This window comes from Bacteroides sp. AN502(2024) (assembly GCF_041227145.1).
In the GTDB taxonomy this organism is placed as follows: Bacteria; Bacteroidota; Bacteroidia; order Bacteroidales; family Bacteroidaceae; genus Bacteroides.
Genome location: NZ_JBGFSP010000003.1, coordinates 1,638,757 through 1,659,207, shown reverse-complemented (window position 1 = coordinate 1,659,207; position 20,451 = coordinate 1,638,757). Strand labels below are relative to the sequence as shown.

General features: G+C 43.4%; 15 protein-coding genes and 2 pseudogenes. 10 read left to right on the top strand and 7 right to left on the bottom strand.

Features of this window, described 5'->3' with window-relative positions:
- Positions 1–152: 152 nt before the first annotated feature.
- Together AB9N12_RS06465 and AB9N12_RS06460 are read left to right on the top strand one after the other, a co-directional pair.
- The gene (locus AB9N12_RS06465; protein ID WP_369892825.1) at positions 153–464 is read left to right on the top strand and encodes a helix-turn-helix domain-containing protein; all 312 of its coding nucleotides are present in this window, start codon (positions 153–155) and stop codon (positions 462–464) included.
- Between the two features lie 48 nt (positions 465–512).
- Positions 513–818, top strand: coding sequence for a helix-turn-helix domain-containing protein (locus AB9N12_RS06460; RefSeq protein WP_369890713.1), 306 nt, complete (start codon positions 513–515; stop codon positions 816–818).
- 184 nt (positions 819–1,002) lie between these two features.
- Here the strand turns inward: AB9N12_RS06460 and AB9N12_RS06455 are convergent, their stop codons facing one another.
- From AB9N12_RS06455 to AB9N12_RS06445, 3 genes are read right to left on the bottom strand one after another with little or no spacing between them, the layout of a single operon-like run.
- Positions 1,003–1,182, bottom strand: coding sequence for a hypothetical protein (locus AB9N12_RS06455; protein WP_369890711.1), 180 nt, complete (start codon positions 1,180–1,182; stop codon positions 1,003–1,005).
- Positions 1,170–1,544, bottom strand: a complete 375-nt coding sequence (locus AB9N12_RS06450; protein WP_369890708.1) for a hypothetical protein — start codon at positions 1,542–1,544, stop codon at positions 1,170–1,172. Before AB9N12_RS06450 ends, AB9N12_RS06455 begins: the two co-directional genes overlap by 13 nt.
- 15 nt (positions 1,545–1,559) lie before the next feature.
- The gene (locus AB9N12_RS06445) at positions 1,560–2,774 is read right to left on the bottom strand and encodes a site-specific integrase (protein ID WP_369890707.1); all 1,215 of its coding nucleotides are present in this window, start codon (positions 2,772–2,774) and stop codon (positions 1,560–1,562) included.
- 568 nt (positions 2,775–3,342) lie between these two features.
- Between AB9N12_RS06445 and AB9N12_RS06440 the strand changes: the two are divergent.
- A pseudogene (locus AB9N12_RS06440) lies at positions 3,343–5,362 on the top strand (BT4734/BF3469 family protein).
- A gap of 154 nt (positions 5,363–5,516) precedes the next feature.
- Here AB9N12_RS06440 and AB9N12_RS06435 read toward each other — a convergent pair.
- Positions 5,517–6,820 (bottom strand): annotated as a pseudogene (locus AB9N12_RS06435) (ATP-binding protein).
- A gap of 506 nt (positions 6,821–7,326) precedes the next feature.
- Between AB9N12_RS06435 and AB9N12_RS06430 the strand changes: the two are divergent.
- From AB9N12_RS06430 to AB9N12_RS06410, 5 genes are read left to right on the top strand one after another with little or no spacing between them, the layout of a single operon-like run.
- Positions 7,327–9,162 (top strand): ABC transporter ATP-binding protein, encoded by a 1,836-nt coding sequence (locus AB9N12_RS06430; protein WP_369890705.1) that lies wholly within the window; start codon positions 7,327–7,329, stop codon positions 9,160–9,162.
- 14 nt (positions 9,163–9,176) lie between these two features.
- Entirely contained in the window at positions 9,177–9,980 is an 804-nt protein-coding gene (locus AB9N12_RS06425) for a polysaccharide deacetylase family protein (protein WP_369890703.1), read from the top strand.
- The gene (locus tag AB9N12_RS06420) at positions 9,977–10,933 is read left to right on the top strand and encodes a glycosyltransferase (protein ID WP_369890701.1); all 957 of its coding nucleotides are present in this window, start codon (positions 9,977–9,979) and stop codon (positions 10,931–10,933) included. The genes AB9N12_RS06425 and AB9N12_RS06420 overlap by 4 nt, the downstream gene beginning before the upstream one ends.
- Positions 10,917–11,336: a GtrA family protein gene (locus AB9N12_RS06415; protein WP_148364179.1), complete on the top strand. Its 420-nt coding sequence runs from the start codon at positions 10,917–10,919 to the stop codon at positions 11,334–11,336. Before AB9N12_RS06420 ends, AB9N12_RS06415 begins: the two co-directional genes overlap by 17 nt.
- Before the next feature lie 46 nt (positions 11,337–11,382).
- Positions 11,383–13,362, top strand: a complete 1,980-nt coding sequence (locus AB9N12_RS06410; protein ID WP_369890698.1) for an LTA synthase family protein — start codon at positions 11,383–11,385, stop codon at positions 13,360–13,362.
- Here the strand turns inward: AB9N12_RS06410 and AB9N12_RS06405 are convergent.
- From AB9N12_RS06405 to AB9N12_RS06395, 3 genes are all read right to left on the bottom strand, one after another.
- Positions 13,349–15,124: an ArnT family glycosyltransferase gene (locus AB9N12_RS06405; protein ID WP_369890696.1), complete on the bottom strand. Its 1,776-nt coding sequence runs from the start codon at positions 15,122–15,124 to the stop codon at positions 13,349–13,351. The genes AB9N12_RS06410 and AB9N12_RS06405 overlap by 14 nt on opposite strands.
- Positions 15,125–15,153: 29 nt before the next feature.
- Positions 15,154–15,789, bottom strand: coding sequence for a viroplasmin family protein (locus tag AB9N12_RS06400; RefSeq protein ID WP_369890694.1), 636 nt, complete (start codon positions 15,787–15,789; stop codon positions 15,154–15,156).
- Between the two features lie 209 nt (positions 15,790–15,998).
- Entirely contained in the window at positions 15,999–17,150 is a 1,152-nt protein-coding gene (locus tag AB9N12_RS06395) for an IS4 family transposase (protein WP_369888970.1), read from the bottom strand.
- A 167-nt stretch (positions 17,151–17,317) separates the two neighbouring features.
- On the opposite strand from AB9N12_RS06395, the gene AB9N12_RS06390 reads away from it, so the two are divergent.
- Together AB9N12_RS06390 and AB9N12_RS06385 are read left to right on the top strand one after the other, a co-directional pair.
- Positions 17,318–17,845: a shikimate kinase gene (locus AB9N12_RS06390; RefSeq protein ID WP_369890692.1), complete on the top strand. Its 528-nt coding sequence runs from the start codon at positions 17,318–17,320 to the stop codon at positions 17,843–17,845.
- Between the two features lie 106 nt (positions 17,846–17,951).
- Positions 17,952–20,450 carry a hypothetical protein gene (locus tag AB9N12_RS06385; RefSeq protein WP_369890690.1) on the top strand — a complete coding sequence of 833 codons (2,499 nt, stop codon included), beginning with the start codon at positions 17,952–17,954 and terminating at the stop codon, positions 20,448–20,450.
- The last annotated feature ends 1 nt before the right edge of the window (position 20,451 follow it).

The window sequence follows — 20,451 nt, the reverse complement described above, 5'->3', positions numbered from 1 at the left end:
TTGGCTTGCCCATAGGTAACCGGGATGATGTAACCCGGACAACCGCTACCATACCGGTGCCAAATGCTGCCAGTTCCAGAAAAGCCTTTGCTTTATAGATTTTTGCCCTTTTCTTTGCAGCGAAAGAGAAATAACAACAAAAAATAATGTATATGGAAATCGTATCTATTGAAAAAAAGACCTTTGAGGAGCTGGTCGCCAAGTTCGACCGTTTCGTCCGCCGCATGGATGCCATCTGCCATCGGCATGGAGAAAAAACGATGGGCAAGTGGATGGACAATCAGGACGTGTGCCAGATGCTCAACATCAGCCCGCGCACGTTGCAGACCCTGTGCGACAACGGCACGCTGGCTTATTCGCAGATAAACCACAAGACCTATTACCGCCCCGAAGATGTGCAACGTATCGTGTCAATAGTCGAGGACAGGCGGAAGGAAGCCAAGTTCAAAGGCAGGACTATATGAATGTAGTAACCAGAGTATAATGACAATAACCACTAAATCCGAAGTAATATGAACGAACTGATTACCAAGAACAGCGAGTGGATAATCCACTTCATGAGCAACATTGACCGCCTGTTGGACAGCTTCGAGCACCTGACAGCCAACTACCGCCCGACTTTGGGCGGAGAACGTTTCTTTACCGACAAGGAGGTGTCGGCACGCTTGAAAGTGAGCCGCCGGACGCTTCAGGACTACCGTAATGAGGGGCGGATACCCTATATCCAGTTGGGCGGCAAAATCCTTTACCGGGAATCCGACATCGAGCGTATGCTGTCGGACAGCTACCGCCCCGCTTACCGATTGACAGGCACCTGATTTTCTTGAAGGAGCGAAGTTTGCCGTCTGTCTACAATTTGCGGCTGCAATAGTCTATTCAACGAAAAAAGAAAGAACGGCTTACGGAGGAAGCATCAAAATCCCGCTTCGTCTGTATGCCGCTCCTTCTTTTTGTTTCTTCTGATTTCCCGTCAGTCGCTCGTTTCCGTTGCCGGATGCCTTTTCAGTGCGTGGCAGGCAGCGGCAAGGTTTTCGGGCTGAATACGCTCAAACTTGTTTGAGGAAGATTCTGCCCGGAACGGCTTTGCCGCCCGACCTTGCGGCTGCCACCCAAGCCACGCGCTACCTTTGCATCCGTGCATCGGAAACGGGTGACAGGCGGGATGAAGCTCAACAATACCATAGGTTGTTTCCTCTGCCACAAGAAACGAACAGCATGGCTTGTGTCCCTTTTATCCTTGCACAGGTTCTATCCATTACAAACCGCCTGAACGCCATACTCTCCTTACTGCATATCCTGAATGCAACGGCTATAACCACTTCAAGGCTGTAAACGTCATAACTGATGCCGTTAGTTTGCTTGACATACTTCATCGTCTCAACCTCGCTCAGCTCCTTATTCTTGTAGATAACATGAATCGCCTTGCGGATGTCATACGAGAATACCCCGAACAGGTCGGCAATCTCAAATTGCGTCATCCATACGGGCGCGGTCGGTATCGTGAATACACCCGTTTCACTGATTGTGATTATTCCTCTGTTCATATTGCAAGCCATAGATTACTGCACATAAGAAATTTTCCCGCTTATCTTGTCCGCAAATGATGCGATATCCCTGTCAAGTTTTGCATCTGTAATCTTTGCATAAATCTGCGTGGTGGTTATATTCGTATGCCCGAGAATACGGCTCACGCTTTCTATCGGCATACCGTTGCTCAAAGCACATACGGCAAAGGAATGACGACCGGCGTGAAATGAGATATGCTTCTCAATGCCGCACTCTTTCATAATCAGCTTCAGGTTTCGGTTGATGACGGAATTACAGCCTATCGGAAGCAGACGGTTATCCCCTTTCAGGGTCTTGTATTTCTCGATTATCATCAGGGGGATGTCCAGAAGCCGTATCTGATAAGGGATACCGGTCTTTTGCCGCTTGGCTACAATCCATTTGTTGCCACCGATTTCCACGATATTCTCCGTGGTCAGATTCTTTATGTCTATGAACGAGATTCCAGTCAGGCAGCTGAACACGAAGATGTCCCGGGCAAGCGAGAGGTGGGGTTTCGTGAACCTGTGGTTGATGACGATGTTCAGCTCATCATCGGTCAGGAACTCGCGCTCCCGTATGTTCGGACTTACATGGAACTGCGCAAACGGGTTACGGGCGATCTTTCCATTGTAATGAGCCGTTGTCACAAGATGTTTCAGCGGCATCAGGTAAATCCAGATGGAAGACTGCGACAATCCCGCCTCATTGCTCAGGTAAAGGGCGAAGTCCCTGATGAATTCCTCTGTCAGCTCGTTCATGGAAATATCCTTCCGCCTGTAATGCGACATAAGGAACGCGGCCACATGGTTGCGGACTGTCTTGTATTTGCGGTACGTCCGGTCTGAACGGTCTTTGCCCACACGTTTGGAGAAGTCTGCAACCTCCTTGTCAAAAGCACGCATCAGCATCTCATATTCCGTGCCGATTCCCTGAAAGGCGTTGCGCACCATCTCTGCCGAAACAAACGCCTCACGGTCGGAAATCCGCTGGTAATGCTTGATGATCTGCGCCTTGATGTTCTCAAGCGCGTAGTTGGTCTCGATAGCCTCCTTGCTCTTTCCTTTGATCCTGTTCCCTTTGGCATCCCAAAGTGTTTTCGGAATGGTTCGTTTACAACTGAACTGCGCCACCGACCCGTTGATGGTGATGCGTCCCATAATCGGCACTATGCCGTCTTTCTCCTTACTGCCGTTCACGTAGAACAGCACCTTGAATGTTGATCTCATAACTTACATTTTTTACTGGTTGCAAAATTAAGTTCATGAGAGTCATTTGTCTGTAAGCAGAATGGCGCAAATCGCTGATAAATAAACCGTTGGTTTTGAACTTGCAGATAACGCCGGGTAATGATTTGAAAACCTAACTCCCGCAGTATTCCGTCAAAACCATGTCTTCGGTACTATGGACGACCTGTGCCAACCACTGCCTAATTACCTATGGGTCAGTTATATTTCCCTTTATCTCATCTTTTTGCTTTTTTGTCGATGATTTTTGAAGAAAATCGATGAGGGCAGTATGAGAAATGCCTATTTTAAAAACGTTTCTCATAATGTACTTCTTTGATTATATATGCTTTATCTTAAATCTATGAGAATATGAGAAATGAAATTGAAAAATCTTTTCTAGTAGAGAGGTGGAGTAAGTATTTCCGGAAAAGTTGTTTGTATGTAATATTTACAGTATCTTTGTATCATAATAATCGCCCTACAAACACATGCAGGACAAATAAATGAAGTAATGAGAATAACACTGGTAAGAGACGATGGCAAGCTGAACACTATGCGTACGTGAAGAATTGAACAGCTCGTGGAGCAAATGAAAGTGGAAACCAAAGCACAGCCTGTCTCAAAAATGAGAGAAGTCCTGCCTTTTATGCTTCCGGGTGATAAAAATGACTATGTACAGAATGTACCGAAGTTGATACCCGCAGCCGCTTTTTTTGCAAAGGCGGCATAACGACGATGAGTGAATATAATGGCATTGTGATGATTCTGGTCAACAACTTGTCTGGGCACATGGAAGCGGATGAAGTGAAAGAACGGGTAAAGGAACTTCCGCAGACTTACTTAGCTTTCACCGGTTCTTCCGGAAAGTCTGTGAAAGTATGGGTACGTTTTACTTATCCCAATGATCTTCTGCCGACAACTAGTGAGGAAGCAGAGCTTTTTCATGCGCATGCCTATCGGTTGGCAGTGAAATATTATCAGCCACAACTCCCTTATGATATTGAACTGAAAGTGCCTTCGTTGGAGCAATATTGTCGTTTAACTTTTGACCCGAACTTGTATTTTAATCCCAATGCAATGCCTATTTATATGAAGCAGCCTGCGGCTATGCCGGGTGAGGTGACTTATCGCGAACGGGTGCAAACGGAAACTTCGCCGTTGCAACGGCTTGCGCCGGGATATGAAAAATGTAATGCGCTTTCTGTACTTTTCGAAGCTGCTTTTGCACGTGCGCTGGATGAAGAGACTGATTATCAACCGGAAGGAGACAAACAATCGCTTTTGATTAACCTTGCGGGACATTGTTTCCGTGCCGGTATTCCTGAAGAAGATACAGTACGATGGTCTCGTGCCCATTATCGCTTGCCGAAGGACGATACATTGGTCCGGGAAACCGTACGAAATGTATACCGCACTTGTGAGGGATTTGCGAGTAAGAGTAGTCTCTTGCCGGAACAATTATTTGTCATGCAGATGGACGAGTTTATGAAACGGCGTTATGATTTTCGTTTCAACCAACTGACATCACAAGTGGAATGTCGCGAACGGAATAGCTTTAATTTTTATTTTCGTCCGGTGGATAAACGGTTGATGGCAAGCATTACAATGAATGCACAATATGAGGGACTTAAACTTTGGGATAAAGATGTCGTGCGTTACCTGAATTCGGATCATGTGCCGCTCTATCAGCCAGTCGAAGAATTTCTTTATGACCTTCCTCGCTGGAACGGCAAAGATTATATTGGTAATCTTGCCAAACGGGTTCCTTGTGATCATCCTTATTGGACTCAATTGTTTCGTCGCTGGTTTCTTAGTATGGTTGCACACTGTCGTGGGATAGGTAAGAATCACGCGAACAGTACTTCGCCAATATTAATCGGTCCGCAAGCCTATCGTAAATCTACATTTTGCCAATTGATCTTGCTCCCGTGTTTGCAGGCGTATTATACGGACAGTATTGATTTCAGCCGGAAACGGGATGCCGAACTGTATTTGAATCGTTTTCTATTGATTAATATGGATGAGTTTGATCAGATTGGCATCAATCAGCAGTCTTTTCTCAAGCATATTCTGCAAAAGCTTGTTGTCAATACGCGACGTCCGAATGCTTCAGCAGTGGAGGAGCTTCGCCGGTACACTTCTTTTATAGGTACGAGTAATCATAAAGATTTGCTGACGGATACTTCCGGCAGTCGTCGTTTTATCGGTGTCAAGGTGACGGGAGTGATTGATGTGGTCCACCCTATTGATTATGAACAATTGTATGCGCAGGCAATGGCACTGCTGCGTAGTAATGAACGCTACTGGTTTGATGAGAAGGAAGAGGCTATCATGACGGAAGCTAATCGGGAATTTGAGCAGTCTCCGGCGATTGAACAATTGTTTCAGGTATATTACCGGGCAGCGGAAGAGGAAGAGGAGGGAGAGTGGTTGCTTGCTGCAGATATCCTTCAGCGTATACAAAAGGCAAGTAAAATGAAGTTTTCTTCCGGACAAGTTAATTATTTCGGGCGTATCTTGCAGAGATTGGGGGTAAAGTCGTTCAGGAAAACGCGTGGGTCTATTATCATGTGGTGTCTGTGGAGTGATGCCTAAACTGATAAGTTTTCTTACATTTTAGTAGAGATGCTTATAAAATTAGATTCAAATAGCCGAATGGAACCTGCAATTTTCTCGAATCTTGCTGATTTTATTCGGCAGTTTGCCCTGTATTGTTCTATTTAATGGCAATTAACGTGTCTTTTAAACGTAATTACCGATTTTGAGGTGATGGTCATCTGCTAATGCTTCCTCTAAATTCCATGCCGAGATATGTTCGATCCCCTCGTTTGTTGGAATTTTATAGTCGTCCATGCTCACTACATATTTATTGAAATTGTCATCTATGAGTTTTAGTGATCTATATTCTCTCTCAAAAGTTTGTTCCTCTGCCAGTTGAAGTGTGACTTGCAAATAGAGCTTCTTGTCGCCTTTTATTGCCACAAAGTCTACTTCTGTATCTTTTATCGTTCCCATGTAAACCTGGTAACCGGCACGCTTCAAACTTAGATAGACTGCGTTCTCTAAGAGATATCCAAGCCCATAGCCATATCCGGAATAGAGATAATTGCGATAACTTAAATCATTCAGATAGTATTTGCAATTGCCCGAAATAGAGTCTTTGCCTTTGATGTTGTACCTTTCGGCACGATGAATCAGGAAAGAATTTTCAAGGTAATTTATATAAGTTGATAGTGTCTCGTAGTTAGTCTTTCTTTTCTTCGAAGCGAAAAATGGATGATGTTTGTCATAGATATAATGTTTGCGGCACTGTTTGTCAAATAGACAAACAGATCATCGAGTAATTTTACATCTTTCACTTTGTATCTGCCAACAATATCTCTAAGCATTACCGTATCTTTAATTGAAGATACATAGTTTTGTTTCATTTCTTCATTTGGCAAGTTGAATAGTTCGGGCAATGCGCCGCTTTGAAGGTATTTTTTATAACTATCGCTGCCGTTGGACTGTTCTGTTATTCCGCAATACTCGCTATAACTAAACGAAAATACTTCAAATTCAACATAACGTCCCGACAAAAGGGTTGCCAATTCGCCGGATAACAAGTTGGAGTTTGAGCCACTAATGAACAGTTCGCAAGGCTTGGCAAAGTCTTGTGAGTGGGAATTTACAAATCGCTCCCACTCATCGATATACTGTATCTCATCTATAAAAAGATATACTTTTCCCTTAGGCTTTAATACTTTACGGTAGGCTTTGTATAATTCTTCCAGCTCAATGGCATTGCGAAGTGTTATCAACTCCATATATTCTTTGTTGACATAGAGTATATTTTCGCTTTTTACTCCTTGTATTATGAGCTTGGATGCTATTTGACGCAGGATATAGCTCTTACCCACACGATGCTGCCCAACCAGCACCTTGACTAATTTGTTGCCAATGTACTGTTCGATTTTATCGGTGTATAATGTGCGTGGGTATCCTGATTCGACAGGTTTTCCATCCCAATAGTTATACTTTCTTATAGAATTAATTATTCCAACCATACTTGAAAATTATTACAGCTAATAAAACTCGAATTTATGAAATAAGGAGATGTCGCATTTGCAACTAGAATTCAGCAAGTGGGACATGGTTTCGATTATTGTGTTGTCACCTATTTCAATTCAGTCTTCTAAAATGGCAGTTGGATGAATCGTGACATTTATTCCTATTGTATGTTCCATAACTATTTCTTTTTCGGCTAATATCAGAATTTTTATTTAGACATGAAAGAGTTTGAATGTGTTTATTGGATATTTATATTTTAATGATTATCTTACGCAATTATACTGTGGACTGACTAAATAAACTAAGTTGGGAACTAATAAATGTTTCGAAAAGGAAAAGGATGAAGATATGTAATTGGGGAAAATTAATCAGATTATTGTTTTCAAAGGAATCATGTGGGAAGGGCATTTTTCGATAAATCGCGTTAATAATTAGCTGAAACTGCTGTCTGCTAATCAGTTTTATTGTATCTTTGCGGTCTTAACTTTTTTAATGGTAAATAATGAAGGAATTTCTACAACTAATGCGACGTTTTGTGTCGCCTTATAAGAAGTATATCGGCTGGGCTGTTTTGCTGAATATTTTGTCTGCTGTATTCAATGTATTCTCATTTACTTTTTTGATTCCTATCTTGAGTATTCTGTTTAAAACAGAAGGAGCGGATAAAGTGTACCATTTTATGGAATGGGGTAGTGGAGATTTAGCGGATGTTGCCAAGAATAACTTCTATTATTACATATCTCAGATGATCGTGGATAATGGTCCCACTATGGCTCTTATATTCTTGGGACTGTTCCTGATGGTAATGACATTGTTTAAAACTGGTTGTTACTTTGCTTCTTCAGCCGTGATGATTCCATTGCGTACAGGAGTGGTACGTGATATTCGTATTATGGTGTATGCTAAGGTTATGCGTCTGCCGATGTCTTTCTTTTCGGAAGAAAGAAAGGGAGATATTATAGCTCGTATGAGTGGTGATGTGGGGGAAGTGGAAAATTCCATCACTAGTTCATTGGATATGTTGATGAAAAGTCCAATTCTGATTATTATATATTTTGTGACATTGGTTACGGTTAGTTGGCAGTTGACACTCTTTACTATCGTTGTATTGCCGGGAATGGGTTGGCTGATGGGAGTAGTCGGAAGAAAACTGAAACGCCAATCATTGGAGGCGCAGTCGAAATGGAGTGATACGATGTCGCAATTGGAAGAAACACTGGGAGGCTTGCGCATCATCAAGGCTTTTATTGCGGAAGATAAAATGATTAACCGCTTCACCAAATGTAGCAACGAGCTCCGGGATGCGACAAACAAGGTTGCCATACGTCAGGCTATGGCTCATCCGATGAGTGAGTTTTTAGGAACAATCCTGATTGTAGCTGTATTGTGGTTTGGAGGTACATTGATTTTGGGACAGAATGCAAGCATCGATGCTCCTACATTCATCTTCTATATGGTTATCTTATATAGTGTAATCAATCCGTTGAAAGACTTTGCAAAAGCTGGATACAACATTCCGAAAGGTTTGGCTTCCATGGAACGTGTTGATAAAATCCTGAAGGCAGAGAATAAGATTAAGGAAATTCCGAATCCGAAACCGTTGAAAGGTCTGTCTGATAAAATAGAATTTAAAGATATCTCTTTCAGCTATGATGGTAAGAGAGAGGTGCTGAAACATGTAAACCTGACAGTTCCTAAAGGGAAGACGATTGCACTGGTTGGACAATCGGGATCCGGTAAATCTACATTAGTCGATTTATTGCCGCGTTATCACGATGTGCAGGAGGGTGATATTACCATTGACGGAACAAGTATTCGTGATGTACGTATTGCAGATTTGCGCAGTTTGATTGGTAATGTAAACCAAGAGGCTATTCTGTTTAATGATACATTCTTCAATAACATTGCTTTTGGTGTGGAGAATGCGACAATGGAACAAGTTGTAGAAGCGGCAAAGATAGCCAATGCGCATGATTTCATCATGGAGAAACCGGAAGGATATAATATGAATATCGGTGACCGTGGTGGAAAATTGTCCGGTGGCCAGCGCCAGCGTATCAGTATCGCGCGTGCTATTCTGAAGAATCCTCCGATTCTGATTCTTGATGAGGCTACTTCTGCTTTGGATACCGAATCAGAACGTCTTGTGCAGGAAGCGTTGGAACGTTTGATGAAAACACGTACGACGATTGCTATTGCCCACCGTCTTTCTACAATTAAGAATGCAGATGAAATCTGTGTGCTGTATGAGGGTGAGATTGTGGAACGTGGTAAGCATGAAGAACTTATTGAGTTAAACGGTTACTATAAACGTCTGCATGATATGCAGCAGTTGTAATTCTTGATATTGCAATGATATTATTAAGTTTTGATACGGAAGAATTTGATGTACCTCGTGAGCATGGTGTAGACTTTCCGCTGGATGAAGCAATGAAAGTGTCAGTCTATGGTACGAACCGGATACTGGACTGCCTGAAAAACAACGGGGTGAAAGCTACTTTCTTTTGTACAAGTAATTTTGCAGAGAATGCGCCGGAAGTAATGCGACGCATAATGGACGAAGGGCATGAAGTTGCTGCTCATGGATGTGACCATTGGCGGCCACAGGCTTCGGATGTCAGTCGTTCCAAAGAAATTCTGGAACGTCTTACCGGCAGGACGATACAAGGCTATCGCCAGCCACGTATGTTCCCCGTATCAGATACGGAACTTGAACGGGTGGGGTATGTATATAACTCTTCATTGAATCCGGCATTTATTCCCGGGAGATATATGCATTTGTCGGAGCCGCGTACTTGCTTTATGACAGGTAAATTACTTCAAATCCCGGCTTCTGTAACTCCATGGGTCCGCTTTCCGCTGTTTTGGTTGTCTTGTCATAACCTGCCGATGTGGTTGTATCAACTCCTGGTAAACCGGGTATTGAAGCATGACGGATATTTTGTGACTTATTTCCACCCGTGGGAATTCTATCCGTTGGGTGAATATCCTGAATATAAGATGCCTTTTATTATCCGCAATCATTCCGGTAAAGGAATGGAGGAACGGTTGGATAGGCTGATCCGCAAACTGAAAGAAAAAGGATATGCTTTTATGACTTACTCGGAATTTGTACAGATAAAACTGGCTGAACTAAATAAACCGGACGAAAAATGATAAAATTGGCTATTGTATCCCCTTGTTATAATGAGGAGGAAGTGTTGGAAGATTCGGCCGCTCGTTTGACAGCTTTGTTTGATGAGTTGGTGGCAAAAGAAAAGATCAGTGCCGACAGCTTTGTGTTCTTTGTAAATGATGGCAGTAAAGATCGTACATGGAGCATCATTAAGAAACTGCACGGGACGAATCCTTATATAAAAGGAATGAATCTGGCACGGAACGTGGGACATCAGTATGCTATCATGGCGGGTATGATGACTGCTAAAGAGTGGAGTGATGCGGTTATTACCATTGATGCCGATTTGCAGGATGACCTGAATGCGGTTGAGGAGATGATCGATGCCTATACGGAAGGATATGATGTCGTATACGGAGTGAAAGTATCTCGTCAGGCAGACCCGATGCTGAAACGTCTTTCCGCAACAGCTTTTTATAAATTACAGCATCGGATGGGAGTAGAGACAATCTACAACCATGCGGACTTTCGTTTTCTAAGCCGGAGAGTGTTGGAACAGTTGTCTCATTATCAGGAACGCAATGTCTATCTGCGTGGTATTATCCCGTTGCTCGGCTTCCCTTCTACTACGGTAGATGATGTGATCCGGGAACGGACAGCCGGAACTTCCAAATATACAGTGAGAAAGATGTTCAGTCTGGCTTTGGACGGGATAACCTCTTTCTCGGTAAAGCCTATTTACGGAATTGTTTATCTGGGAGGTATCTTTGTTTTTATCAGTATTTTGATTGGAATCTATGTTCTTTACGCATTGATTTCGGGTACTGCGGAACATGGCTGGGCTTCTTTGATGTTATCAATCTGGTTTGTTGGCGGAGTTGTTTTATTATCCATAGGAGCTGTCGGATTGTATATTGGCAAGATTTATAAAGAGGTAAAACGTCGTCCGCTCTATAACGTGGAAGAAGTGTTGTACGATGATCAGAATAAGTAAGGCTATACTTGAGAAGCATCCGGATTGGCGGGATAAGTTCTGGCAGTTCGTTCGTTTTGGAGTTGTCGGCACTATATCTTCGGCCATTCATTACGGCGTATATTGCCTAGTCTTGTTGGTTGCGAATGCCAATATCTCCTTTACGGCCGGTTATGCTGTGGGATTTGTCTGCAACTACTTCCTGACTACTTTCTTTACCTTTCGTTCCAAGCCATCCTCGCATAATGCGATTGGCTTTGGTTTTAGTCATCTGATTAATTACCTGCTTGAGATCGGTTTGCTGAATCTCTTCCTTTGGATAGGCGCGGGTGAACTGCTTGCACCGATACTGGTAATGATTATCGTGGTGCCTGTCAATTTCCTGATTCTTCATTTCGTTTATATCTATAAAGGGAGGAAATAACACTATTCAACCCCTTTTATTTAATTCATAAAAAGAAAAGGCTATTATGAAACGTTTTCTAAATCTTGTTATATATATACTTGCCATACATGTTTCGGCTTTGCTGGTCGCAGGACTGTTTCGCCTGGTACTTTTCATCTCATCTTATCATCTGTTGACCTCTGAAGCCTTGTCGGATAAGACACTTTCGATGCTTGCTTTTGTGCATGGTGTCTGGTTTGACAATGTGATAGGCTGTTACATACTTCTGTTGCCTCTGGTAGTTGCAGTGGTGTGTGGAGTTTGCAACTATTATGGGAAAGCGTTGTTCCGTTTCTTTACGATCTTTTTCAGTGTCTTTTATGGATTGGTTTATTTAATCAGTGCGTCAGACATTCCTTATTTTGCCTATTTCTTTAAACATATCAATTCTTCCATATTCGAATGGTTCGGTTATGCGGGAACTACCGCCGGAATGATATTGGGTGAAAGTGCCTATTATCTGTCCATCGGATTATTTCTTCTCCTTCTGGGCGGATTCGTAGCTTGGCTTATCTATCTGGCGCGTTATTTCCATCATCGTAGCCTTACCATTTCCGCTCCGTTTCCTTATTGGAAGCGAGGAGGGGCGGTTCTGATCGGAGCCTGTTTAATCGGACTCTGCATCTTTGGAATCCGGGGACGTACAGGGTATAATCCGATCAAAGTGAGTGCGGCATATTTCTGTCAGGACGCTTTTCTCAATCAACTGGGAGTAAGCCCTACCTTTAATCTGCTGACGAGCGTGATGGATGATATGCGGCCTGAAAATAAATACTTGCATCTGATGGATGAACAGGAAGCAATCACTAAGGCGCAGGCTCTGCTCAACCGGCCGGGGGAAGCGAATGTGTCACCGCTGGCTGTTTATAGGCATCCTTCGATGGCGGATAGCGTACAACGGCACCGTCCTAATGTTGTATTGATTATGATGGAGTCTATGTCCTGTAAGTTTATGAAGCATTTCGGGCAATCGGAGACCTTGACCCCTTTTCTGGATAGCCTGTATACCCGTTCTATCAGTTTCCGCAATTTCTATTCCGCAGGAATCCATACGAACCACGGTTTGTATGCTACCTTGTATTCTTTTCCGGCCATGATGAAACGGAACCTGATGAAAGGCTCTGTCATTCCCCGCTATTCGGGGCTGCCTACCGTATTGAAAGAAAACGGCTATTACAACCTTTTCTTTATGACGCATGAAGGGCAGTATGATAATATGAACGCTTTCTTCCGGACAAACGGCTATGATGAAGTGTTCTCACAAGAAAACTATCCGGCTGATAAGGTGGTGAATAGCTTTGGAGTGCAGGATGATTTCTTGTATGACTACGCAATTCCGATATTGAATCAGCGGGCTGCCACCGGACAACCGTTTTTTGCTACTTTACTGTCCATCAGTAATCATCCGCCGTATGTGATACCTCCCTTCTTCTATCCGAAAACAAGTGAACCGGAGACGCAGATCGTTGAGTATGCGGATTGGGCTTTGCGCCAGTTCTTTGAGGAGGCGCGTAAACAACCCTGGTTTGATAATACGATATTCGTATTGGAAGGGGATCATGGCAAATTGGTGGGAGATGCCGAATGTGAATTGCCGGAGTCTTATAACCATATTCCGCTGATGATTTACTCTAGCCGTATTCAGCCGGAAGAGAAAACTACATTTGGCGGTCAGGTAGATATACAGCCAACGATATTAGGGTTGTTGAATATTGATTATTTACAGAATAATTTTGGGGTAGACTTGCTGAAGGAAGAACGTCCCTGTATGTTCTATACTGCTGACAATATGGTGGTGGGACGTAATGATACGTTACTCTATCTTTATAATTACGAGACTCAGCAGGAACTTACTTATCATATAGGTAACGGCAAATTGAATGCTGTTCCGATGGATGATAGCTTTTTGCCTTTGAAAGAATATAGTTTTTCCATGCTCCAATCGGCGGAGTTCCTTGTGAAGCATGGAAAAACGCTTAATTCTATACCTTTCACTCAACAATAGGAGTAGTCGTTTCGGTATTTTCAGGCTGTTGGTTTTTAACGAACTTGTATACCTTGGCTATTTGCCGGAGTACTCGTTTGGGAGATTCATACACCTGCTCAAACTGATACCCTTCTTTCTCGAATTCGGGAAGATATTTCTCTGCATCATTCGTGCCGATTAACAGGAAGCCTTCCGAAGGACGTTTCCGGTAGAAGTTGTCGAGGCGGTTGCGCAGATAGAAGTTGAGTTCGAAGTAATGTACAGGGTCACCTGCTGCATGCAGACTTTCTTCAATGAACTCATACATAGTCCCTTCGTTTTCCGGCGCAACCTTTTCTATTTCTGCAGCGATGAATTTCACCGATTTCGAATTTAATGCTGCCGGTTGGTAAGCACCGTCCAGTGCAAGGTATAATCCCATTGTAAGCACAACGAGGGCATACAGGAAGCGGTTGCTTAATGCATTTTTCCGTTGATAGAACCACCAGTAGATGCCGAGAATGGTAGGAATGGCAATCAGTATCAAAGCTCTTGCTCCGTTGATATTCTGTATGGCACGCATGAAAATAATGTTGTCTTGTGTGTGGCGACCGTGGAAAATCGTTTCGGGGATGAGTCCGTATTTTAATACGATGAAGCAGGTGAACAGTAACAGGCTGATTACTGCAAGAATACTTCCGTATACCTTGATGACTTTGGATTGTTTCTTAACCAGATAGAATAGATATTTGGCAAGGAAATAAGCAATGAAAGGATAGATCGGCATCAGATATACACTACGTTTGCTCTGCGGGATACAGTAGAAGACGAAGATTACGACGATGCTAGTGAAAGAGAATAAATCCACCGGGTCCATATTCTTTATCCATGTGGTGAAACGTTTCCACCACGCGGCAGATTGGATGCTGAATTTATGGTAAGTCAGGCTGAACAGGGAGAGCACGACTAACAGTGTCCAGGGAACGTATCCTGCAAACAAGGTCACAAAATTATAATGCCAGGGGTTCACACATGAATCATAACTCATGGTATTGGTCATACGACCGAGATTTTCTTCCATAACCAATGCCAGAAATTCTTCTCCGCCTTGTTGGTAAGCAGCGACATACCAGCAGAAAGGCAGGATGAGTGAAAGAATGGCCCAGGCGGAAAGTAACAGGAATGCTTTGAAGAAGTTGACACCCCGGAGTAATAAAAAGATGCCTACAACCAAACATGGAATGATAGTGCCTACCGGTCCTTTAGTCAGTGTGCCGCAGCTCATCAGGAGAATGGCTAGCCAGGGAATACCTTTAAGCCCCTTCTCATACCATTTGTAGAGACAATAAAGAGCGCCAACGGTGAGAGCTGTCAATGCCATGTCTACCCGGCAGTTTGCTCCGGCTCGATGCAGTTCAAAATTAGTCAGAGTAATAAAGGCGGCTAACAGCGCCAGTTCTATTCCTTTTCTTTTGGCAAAGAACAGAAAGCCGCAGAGAGTCATGGTAATCAAGGCGATGGCAGACGGCAAGCGGGAGGTCATTTCTGTGACTTGCCCTCCGTTTACTGCTGCCGAGACAGCAGCAATGCTCCAGTGGAAGAAAGGCGGTTTGTAAGGCATTTCTCCTCCGTTGTTTCTGGGTAAAATCCAGTTCCCGCTATCCAGCATGGAGTAGGAGACGATAGATTCACGAGGCTCCCCTTTGGTGTGGTACTCCGATAAGCCGAGGAAAGGCAGGATGGTAATTACGCAAATGACTAGTAACAGCCAGAAAGCTTTGCTTGAAGTCAATGTTTTCATCTTTTTCTTATATTGAAATTTATGTTCTTTTATTTTCTGCCGAAGTCGGCCGGAATTTCTCCCCATTCTTTGGTTTCCCATTTCAGGATACGGGTAGTATAGGTGTTTCCTTGCAACCATTTTTCCGCCCGTTCAATCAATAGAAACAGTTCTTCTGTCTCCGGGGTCCGGGGGAGTTTGGTCTTACACTTCTTCTGTTGTACCCAGCTGATGGCATTCACGCTGTCACTGTAAATGGGCATATCGAAACCTTTCTTTTTCAGCAACGCCAAGCCGTGTACGATGGCTAGAAACTCACCGATATTGTTTGTGCCTTTCATCGGGCCGAAATGAAAAATCTCCTGACGGCTGGCAATGTGTACGCCGCGATATTCCATCGGTCCCGGATTACCGCTACAGGCTGCATCGACAGCCAGACTATTGTCGATCACACAAGAAGGTAAAGTATCTGAAGAAGGTTTGGGGCCTCCTGATTTAGCCTTTGCGTTCTTGCCGATATAAGCATAGGGAGACATTGTCAACGCGCGTTCCGCTTCTTCGCGCGTGTCAAATGATTTGTATTTGGCTGCTTCATATCCTTTGATTTGAAGTTGGCAGTCTGTCCAGGAAGTATAAATTCCGGGTGTGACACCTTCCCATACAACGTAAAATTTTTGTTTAGCCATTTTTTCCGACGATAATTTTGGATAGTCAATGAATTGACGCTGCGAAGGTACAAATATATTCCCTAACTGAGCAAGTTGGAGGAGCTACTTGTGATAAGAAAAAGAGATTTTTTAAGAATATAAATCAATATTGTCCTAAATAAATTTTGAGCATGAGCTAACTGACTATACTGTTAAGTATAGCCTCGAGAGTTCAAAATCAATCCCCCCTAATCGTTTTCGATGGTTTCGGGAGGTGGTGTAAATGGTTGATCAAGCCATTTTTGGAGGTCGATTTTGGTAAATGTGTTCAGCCGGAGCGTGACCACAAGGTTAGCCAATGCCCATTTGTATCTTGCGATGTGCTTTAGCCATGTCAGAATCAGCATTGTAGTCATAGCAGTCCATATTTGGGTCTCTACGGCATTGCGGGATGTGCCGATAAAGCTCTTGATGCGTAGCAGTTGCTTGAGGTTGCGAAAGAAGATTTCTATGTTCCACCGAGCCTTGTACAGAGCCGCTATGCTTGATGCTGCCAATGTGAAGTTGTTTGTGAGTAACTCAATTTCAAAACCGTGTTCATCGTTCCATACTGCGATGCGACGTAAACGTTTGGGATATTTGGATTTGGCCGCCGAGAGTTCGAACTCGATTATTTCGTCAATAAGTACATTCTGAGCGTGTTTTTCAGGCAAAGGCAACTCCTCTATGGCTTTGTACCGGATATTGTCTTTATGACGCACTACAAAGAACACGTTGCTGCTGTCCCAATTATTCAACAATGAGTAGTCACAGTAGCCTCGGTCGGCTACTACAATACTATACGGATGTAACTCAATATCAAAAGCAGCTTTGTTGTCGGTGGTTTTGCCATCGGTGATATTCACGAACTCCGGCAAAAGACTGTCATAGTCCAATAGCGTGTGCATCTTGACCGCCCCCTTGGTGGTAGTGTAATGTGCCCAGTCATATATTGACAGAGTCAATGACACCAATGTGGAGTCGAGCAGTTTTATCGGCATCTTGAAACGGAACTTTCTTCGTTGCCATAGGGCTTGCTGTCCGAAATACTGAAACAACGAGTAGAATATGCCTCGAAAAACCGAACTGTCTCGGTTGGCGTTCTGATATGCTACCGTTGACTTGGATGGTGCACGGTTGATTCCCAAATGATTGAGGTTGCCGGTGGCTGATTTCAGCCCGTTTGAGATATCTCTGACTGAATCACATCCTGAGAATTGGCTGAAAATCATGCTAACAAACTGACTCCATGTATTGTAGCCCTTACAATGCTTGTCTGACCCCGAAGATTTTATGATTTTCCTGATATTTTCTTTCGGGAGATGTGATATTACTTGTGCGAAAAGTGTTATATTTGCCATAGGAAGTAGATGAGTTGGTGGCTCGCTACTAAGGTAGTCATTTTACCTTAGTTCTACTTCCTTTTTATTTGTTCCCCCAATTTATTTAGGACAATATTGAATATAAATAAGAAAGAAGCTATTATTTTTCATTAAATGATTAATTTTGTGAGTAAAATTGATCATTTATGGTTCGTATCTTCCTTACCGGCTATATGGGTGCCGGAAAAACGACATTGGGTAAAGCTTTTACCCGGCAGATGGGTATATCGTTCGTTGATCTGGACTGGTATATCGAAGAGCGTTTTCACAAAACCGTTGGAGAATTATTCACAGAACGAGGTGAAACAGGATTCAGGGAGCTGGAGAGAAATATGCTTCATGAAGTAGCTGAGTTTGAGAATGTGGTCATCTCAACGGGAGGTGGAGCGCCTTGTTTTTTTGATAATATGGAGTTTATGAACCGGACCGGGAAAACGGTTTTTCTCGATGTGCATCCGGGTGTGCTGTTCAGGCGTTTGCGTGTGGCTAAACAGCAACGTCCTATTCTTCAAGGGAAAGAGGATGAAGAACTGAAAGCGTTCATTATTCAGGCACTGGAGAAGCGGGCTCCTTTTTATCACCAGGCTCAATATATCTTTAATGCAGACGAATTGGAAGACCGTTGGCAGATTGAAACATCGGTGCAACGGTTACGACAACTTTTGGAGTTATAAAAATAAAAGAGACTCTTTTTTGTCCATTCGGTCAATATTTGTACCTTGCGCTCGTTATGAGATTTTTATTGACTAGTGATACAAAATTTAAGGTAAAGTCTATATCATGAAAACTTTGAAAGAGAAATTTGGAGAGTTATCTGCTAAAATTAAAGTATCCGGACAGCCTGCAAGGGTATGGTTTCCGCAGTATACACCGGCTTCATTATCAAGTGCGGAAAACTGGTGGGAAGCATTGGCTGTATGTGAATATGCTTTGTACACAAAAGAAGACGAGAAATTAACAGAAGATTTTTTTGAACTGATATTCAGTGCTTTTGACTGTAACGTAGAGGTCGATCTCAACGCGGAAGAATATGAATTCTGGTGGGAAAAGGTGATACAGGTATGTGACCGTGTAGCAGAGTTTAGCGGTGCGGGATGGGCGCAGAAAGGTGCACAATATTCTGAAGCCCGTTATGGAAAACGGGATATGAGTTATTTGTTTCCGTACTACGAGAAGGCTGCCGATATGGGGTGGGCTGAAGCGGAAGCCACTGTTGCCTATTGGCGATACATGGGATTTTATTGTGAACAAGATAAAGAAGAGGGGGAACGGCGCTTTGCCGCTCTCACTTCTCCCGAAGCTATTTGGTGGGGAAAGTATTATCGTGCTTTTGTTGAAGAATTTGCAGGAGATAAAGCAAAGGCATTACAGATACGGAATGAACTGCTTGCCGAACTGCCTGAAGACGAACGTTTGCGTGCTCATGTGTATGCATCGTTGGGAGATGCACTAGACAGGGCGGAAGGTAACGTGGCAGAGGAGGCTGCTTACTACGAAAAGTCTCTGGAAATTGTTCCCAATTTTTATAGTCTTAAAAATCTGGCTACGCTTTATTTCCGTTATCCGGAACTGAATAAACCGAAAGAACTGAGCTTTGAACTTTGGGAAAAGGCCTGGCATGCCGGTGTGTGGTCTGCTGCCAATTTCCTGGGATATAACTATCAGGAAGAAGAATGGCTGGATATGCCTAAGGCGATTGAATGGCTGGAGAAGGGTATGCTTTATTGTGAACCATACAGTGCGTATGAATTGTCATTGATCTACCTGTATAATGATGAATATAAGGACGTGGAACGTGGATTGATGTGTCTGAATCGCTGCGTGGAGGATGATTACATACAAGGTATCGAAGGATTGGCCAATATCTATTTCAACGGTGATCTGGTGCCGGAAGACATGAATCGTGCGAAAGAGTTGTTGGAGAAAGCCATTGAATTGGGTTCGGGAAGTGCAGCTTATCGTTTGGGCTGGATGTATGAACGTGGCTTCTTGTCTGAAGAAACGGATTATGTGAAGGCTTTAGAGTATTATGAAAAGGCGGCTTCACTGAATAATGCCGATGGGTATTGCCGTGTGGCTTATTATCTGGCTAATGGATATAACGGTGTGAAGGACCCAGTAAAATCAAGGGAATATTATGAAAAAGCGGCCGAACTGGGTGCTTGCTTTGCCCTTGTGGAACTGGCATTCTTATATGAGAGTGGCGACGGAGTGGAGAAGAACTATGAAAAGTCATTTGAGCTGATTAGCAAGGCTGCCGAACAGGGGTATCCTTATGCAATGTTCCGTGTAGGACTTTATTTGGAAAAGGGGGTTCTTGGCGAAGTAAAACCGGAAGAGGCTTTTGCTTGGTATACAAAGGCGGCTGAAGCGGACGATAATGATGCGATCTTTGCTTTGGGACGTTGCTATAAAGCAGGTATCGGGACGGAAGAAAACTGGGATAAGGCACTCGAATGGTTTAGTAAAGGGGCGGAAAAGAATGAAGCCCGTTGTCTGACGGAACTCGGGATGGCTTATGAGAACGGCAATGGCGTGGAAGAGAATCCACAAAAGGCTGTGGAGTATATGATGAAGGCTGCTGAACAGAACTATGGTTATGCTCAGTTTAAGATGGGAGATTATTATTTCTTCGGTTGCGGTCCCTGTCTGGTAGATAATAAAATGGCTGTGGAATGGTATGACAAGGCGGTGGCTAATGAGGTTCCGATGGCTATGTTGCGTATGGGTGAGTATTATCTGTATGACTATGACAACCTGAATGAGTCGGAAAAGGCTTTTGCTTATTTCAAGAAAGCTGCCGAGTATGAATGGTACAGTGAAGGACTGGGCATCTGCTACGAAATGGGTATCGGAGTGGAAGATAATGAAACGGAGGCTTTTAAATATTATACATTGGCTGCGGATGATGGGAATACGATGGGTATGTATCGTACCGGACTTTGTTATTATAATGGAGTAGGTGTGAAACAGAATTATGCCGAAGCCTATCGTTGGTTCACGGATGCAGCGGGGCATGAGAATATCGCAGCAGCTTATTATCTGGGTAAGATGATGATGTACGGTGAAGGTTGTGACCCTGATCCGGAAGCTGCGGTGCAATGGTTGCTGAAAGCTGCCGATAAAAATAGCGATAAAGCACAATTTGAACTTGGAAATGCTTATCTGACAGGAAATGGTGTGGAAGAAAACGATGAAATAGCCATGGAGTGGTTCGAAAGGGCTGCAGAGAATGGCAATGAGAAAGCTCTTAAAATCACTGGAAGGAGGAGGAAGTAAA

Coding starts and splice junctions, on each gene's coding strand:
- AB9N12_RS06465 (WP_369892825.1), top strand. CDS start 153: ATGGAAATCGTATCTATTGAAAAAAAGACCTTTGAGGAGCTGGTCGCC.
- AB9N12_RS06460 (WP_369890713.1), top strand. CDS start 513: ATGAACGAACTGATTACCAAGAACAGCGAGTGGATAATCCACTTCATG.
- AB9N12_RS06455 (WP_369890711.1), bottom strand. CDS start 1,182: ATGGTATTGTTGAGCTTCATCCCGCCTGTCACCCGTTTCCGATGCACG.
- AB9N12_RS06450 (WP_369890708.1), bottom strand. CDS start 1,544: ATGAACAGAGGAATAATCACAATCAGTGAAACGGGTGTATTCACGATA.
- AB9N12_RS06445 (WP_369890707.1), bottom strand. CDS start 2,774: ATGAGATCAACATTCAAGGTGCTGTTCTACGTGAACGGCAGTAAGGAG.
- AB9N12_RS06430 (WP_369890705.1), top strand. CDS start 7,327: ATGAAGGAATTTCTACAACTAATGCGACGTTTTGTGTCGCCTTATAAG.
- AB9N12_RS06425 (WP_369890703.1), top strand. CDS start 9,177: ATGATATTATTAAGTTTTGATACGGAAGAATTTGATGTACCTCGTGAG.
- AB9N12_RS06420 (WP_369890701.1), top strand. CDS start 9,977: ATGATAAAATTGGCTATTGTATCCCCTTGTTATAATGAGGAGGAAGTG.
- AB9N12_RS06415 (WP_148364179.1), top strand. CDS start 10,917: ATGATCAGAATAAGTAAGGCTATACTTGAGAAGCATCCGGATTGGCGG.
- AB9N12_RS06410 (WP_369890698.1), top strand. CDS start 11,383: ATGAAACGTTTTCTAAATCTTGTTATATATATACTTGCCATACATGTT.
- AB9N12_RS06405 (WP_369890696.1), bottom strand. CDS start 15,124: ATGAAAACATTGACTTCAAGCAAAGCTTTCTGGCTGTTACTAGTCATT.
- AB9N12_RS06400 (WP_369890694.1), bottom strand. CDS start 15,789: ATGGCTAAACAAAAATTTTACGTTGTATGGGAAGGTGTCACACCCGGA.
- AB9N12_RS06395 (WP_369888970.1), bottom strand. CDS start 17,150: ATGGCAAATATAACACTTTTCGCACAAGTAATATCACATCTCCCGAAA.
- AB9N12_RS06390 (WP_369890692.1), top strand. CDS start 17,318: ATGGTTCGTATCTTCCTTACCGGCTATATGGGTGCCGGAAAAACGACA.
- AB9N12_RS06385 (WP_369890690.1), top strand. CDS start 17,952: ATGAAAACTTTGAAAGAGAAATTTGGAGAGTTATCTGCTAAAATTAAA.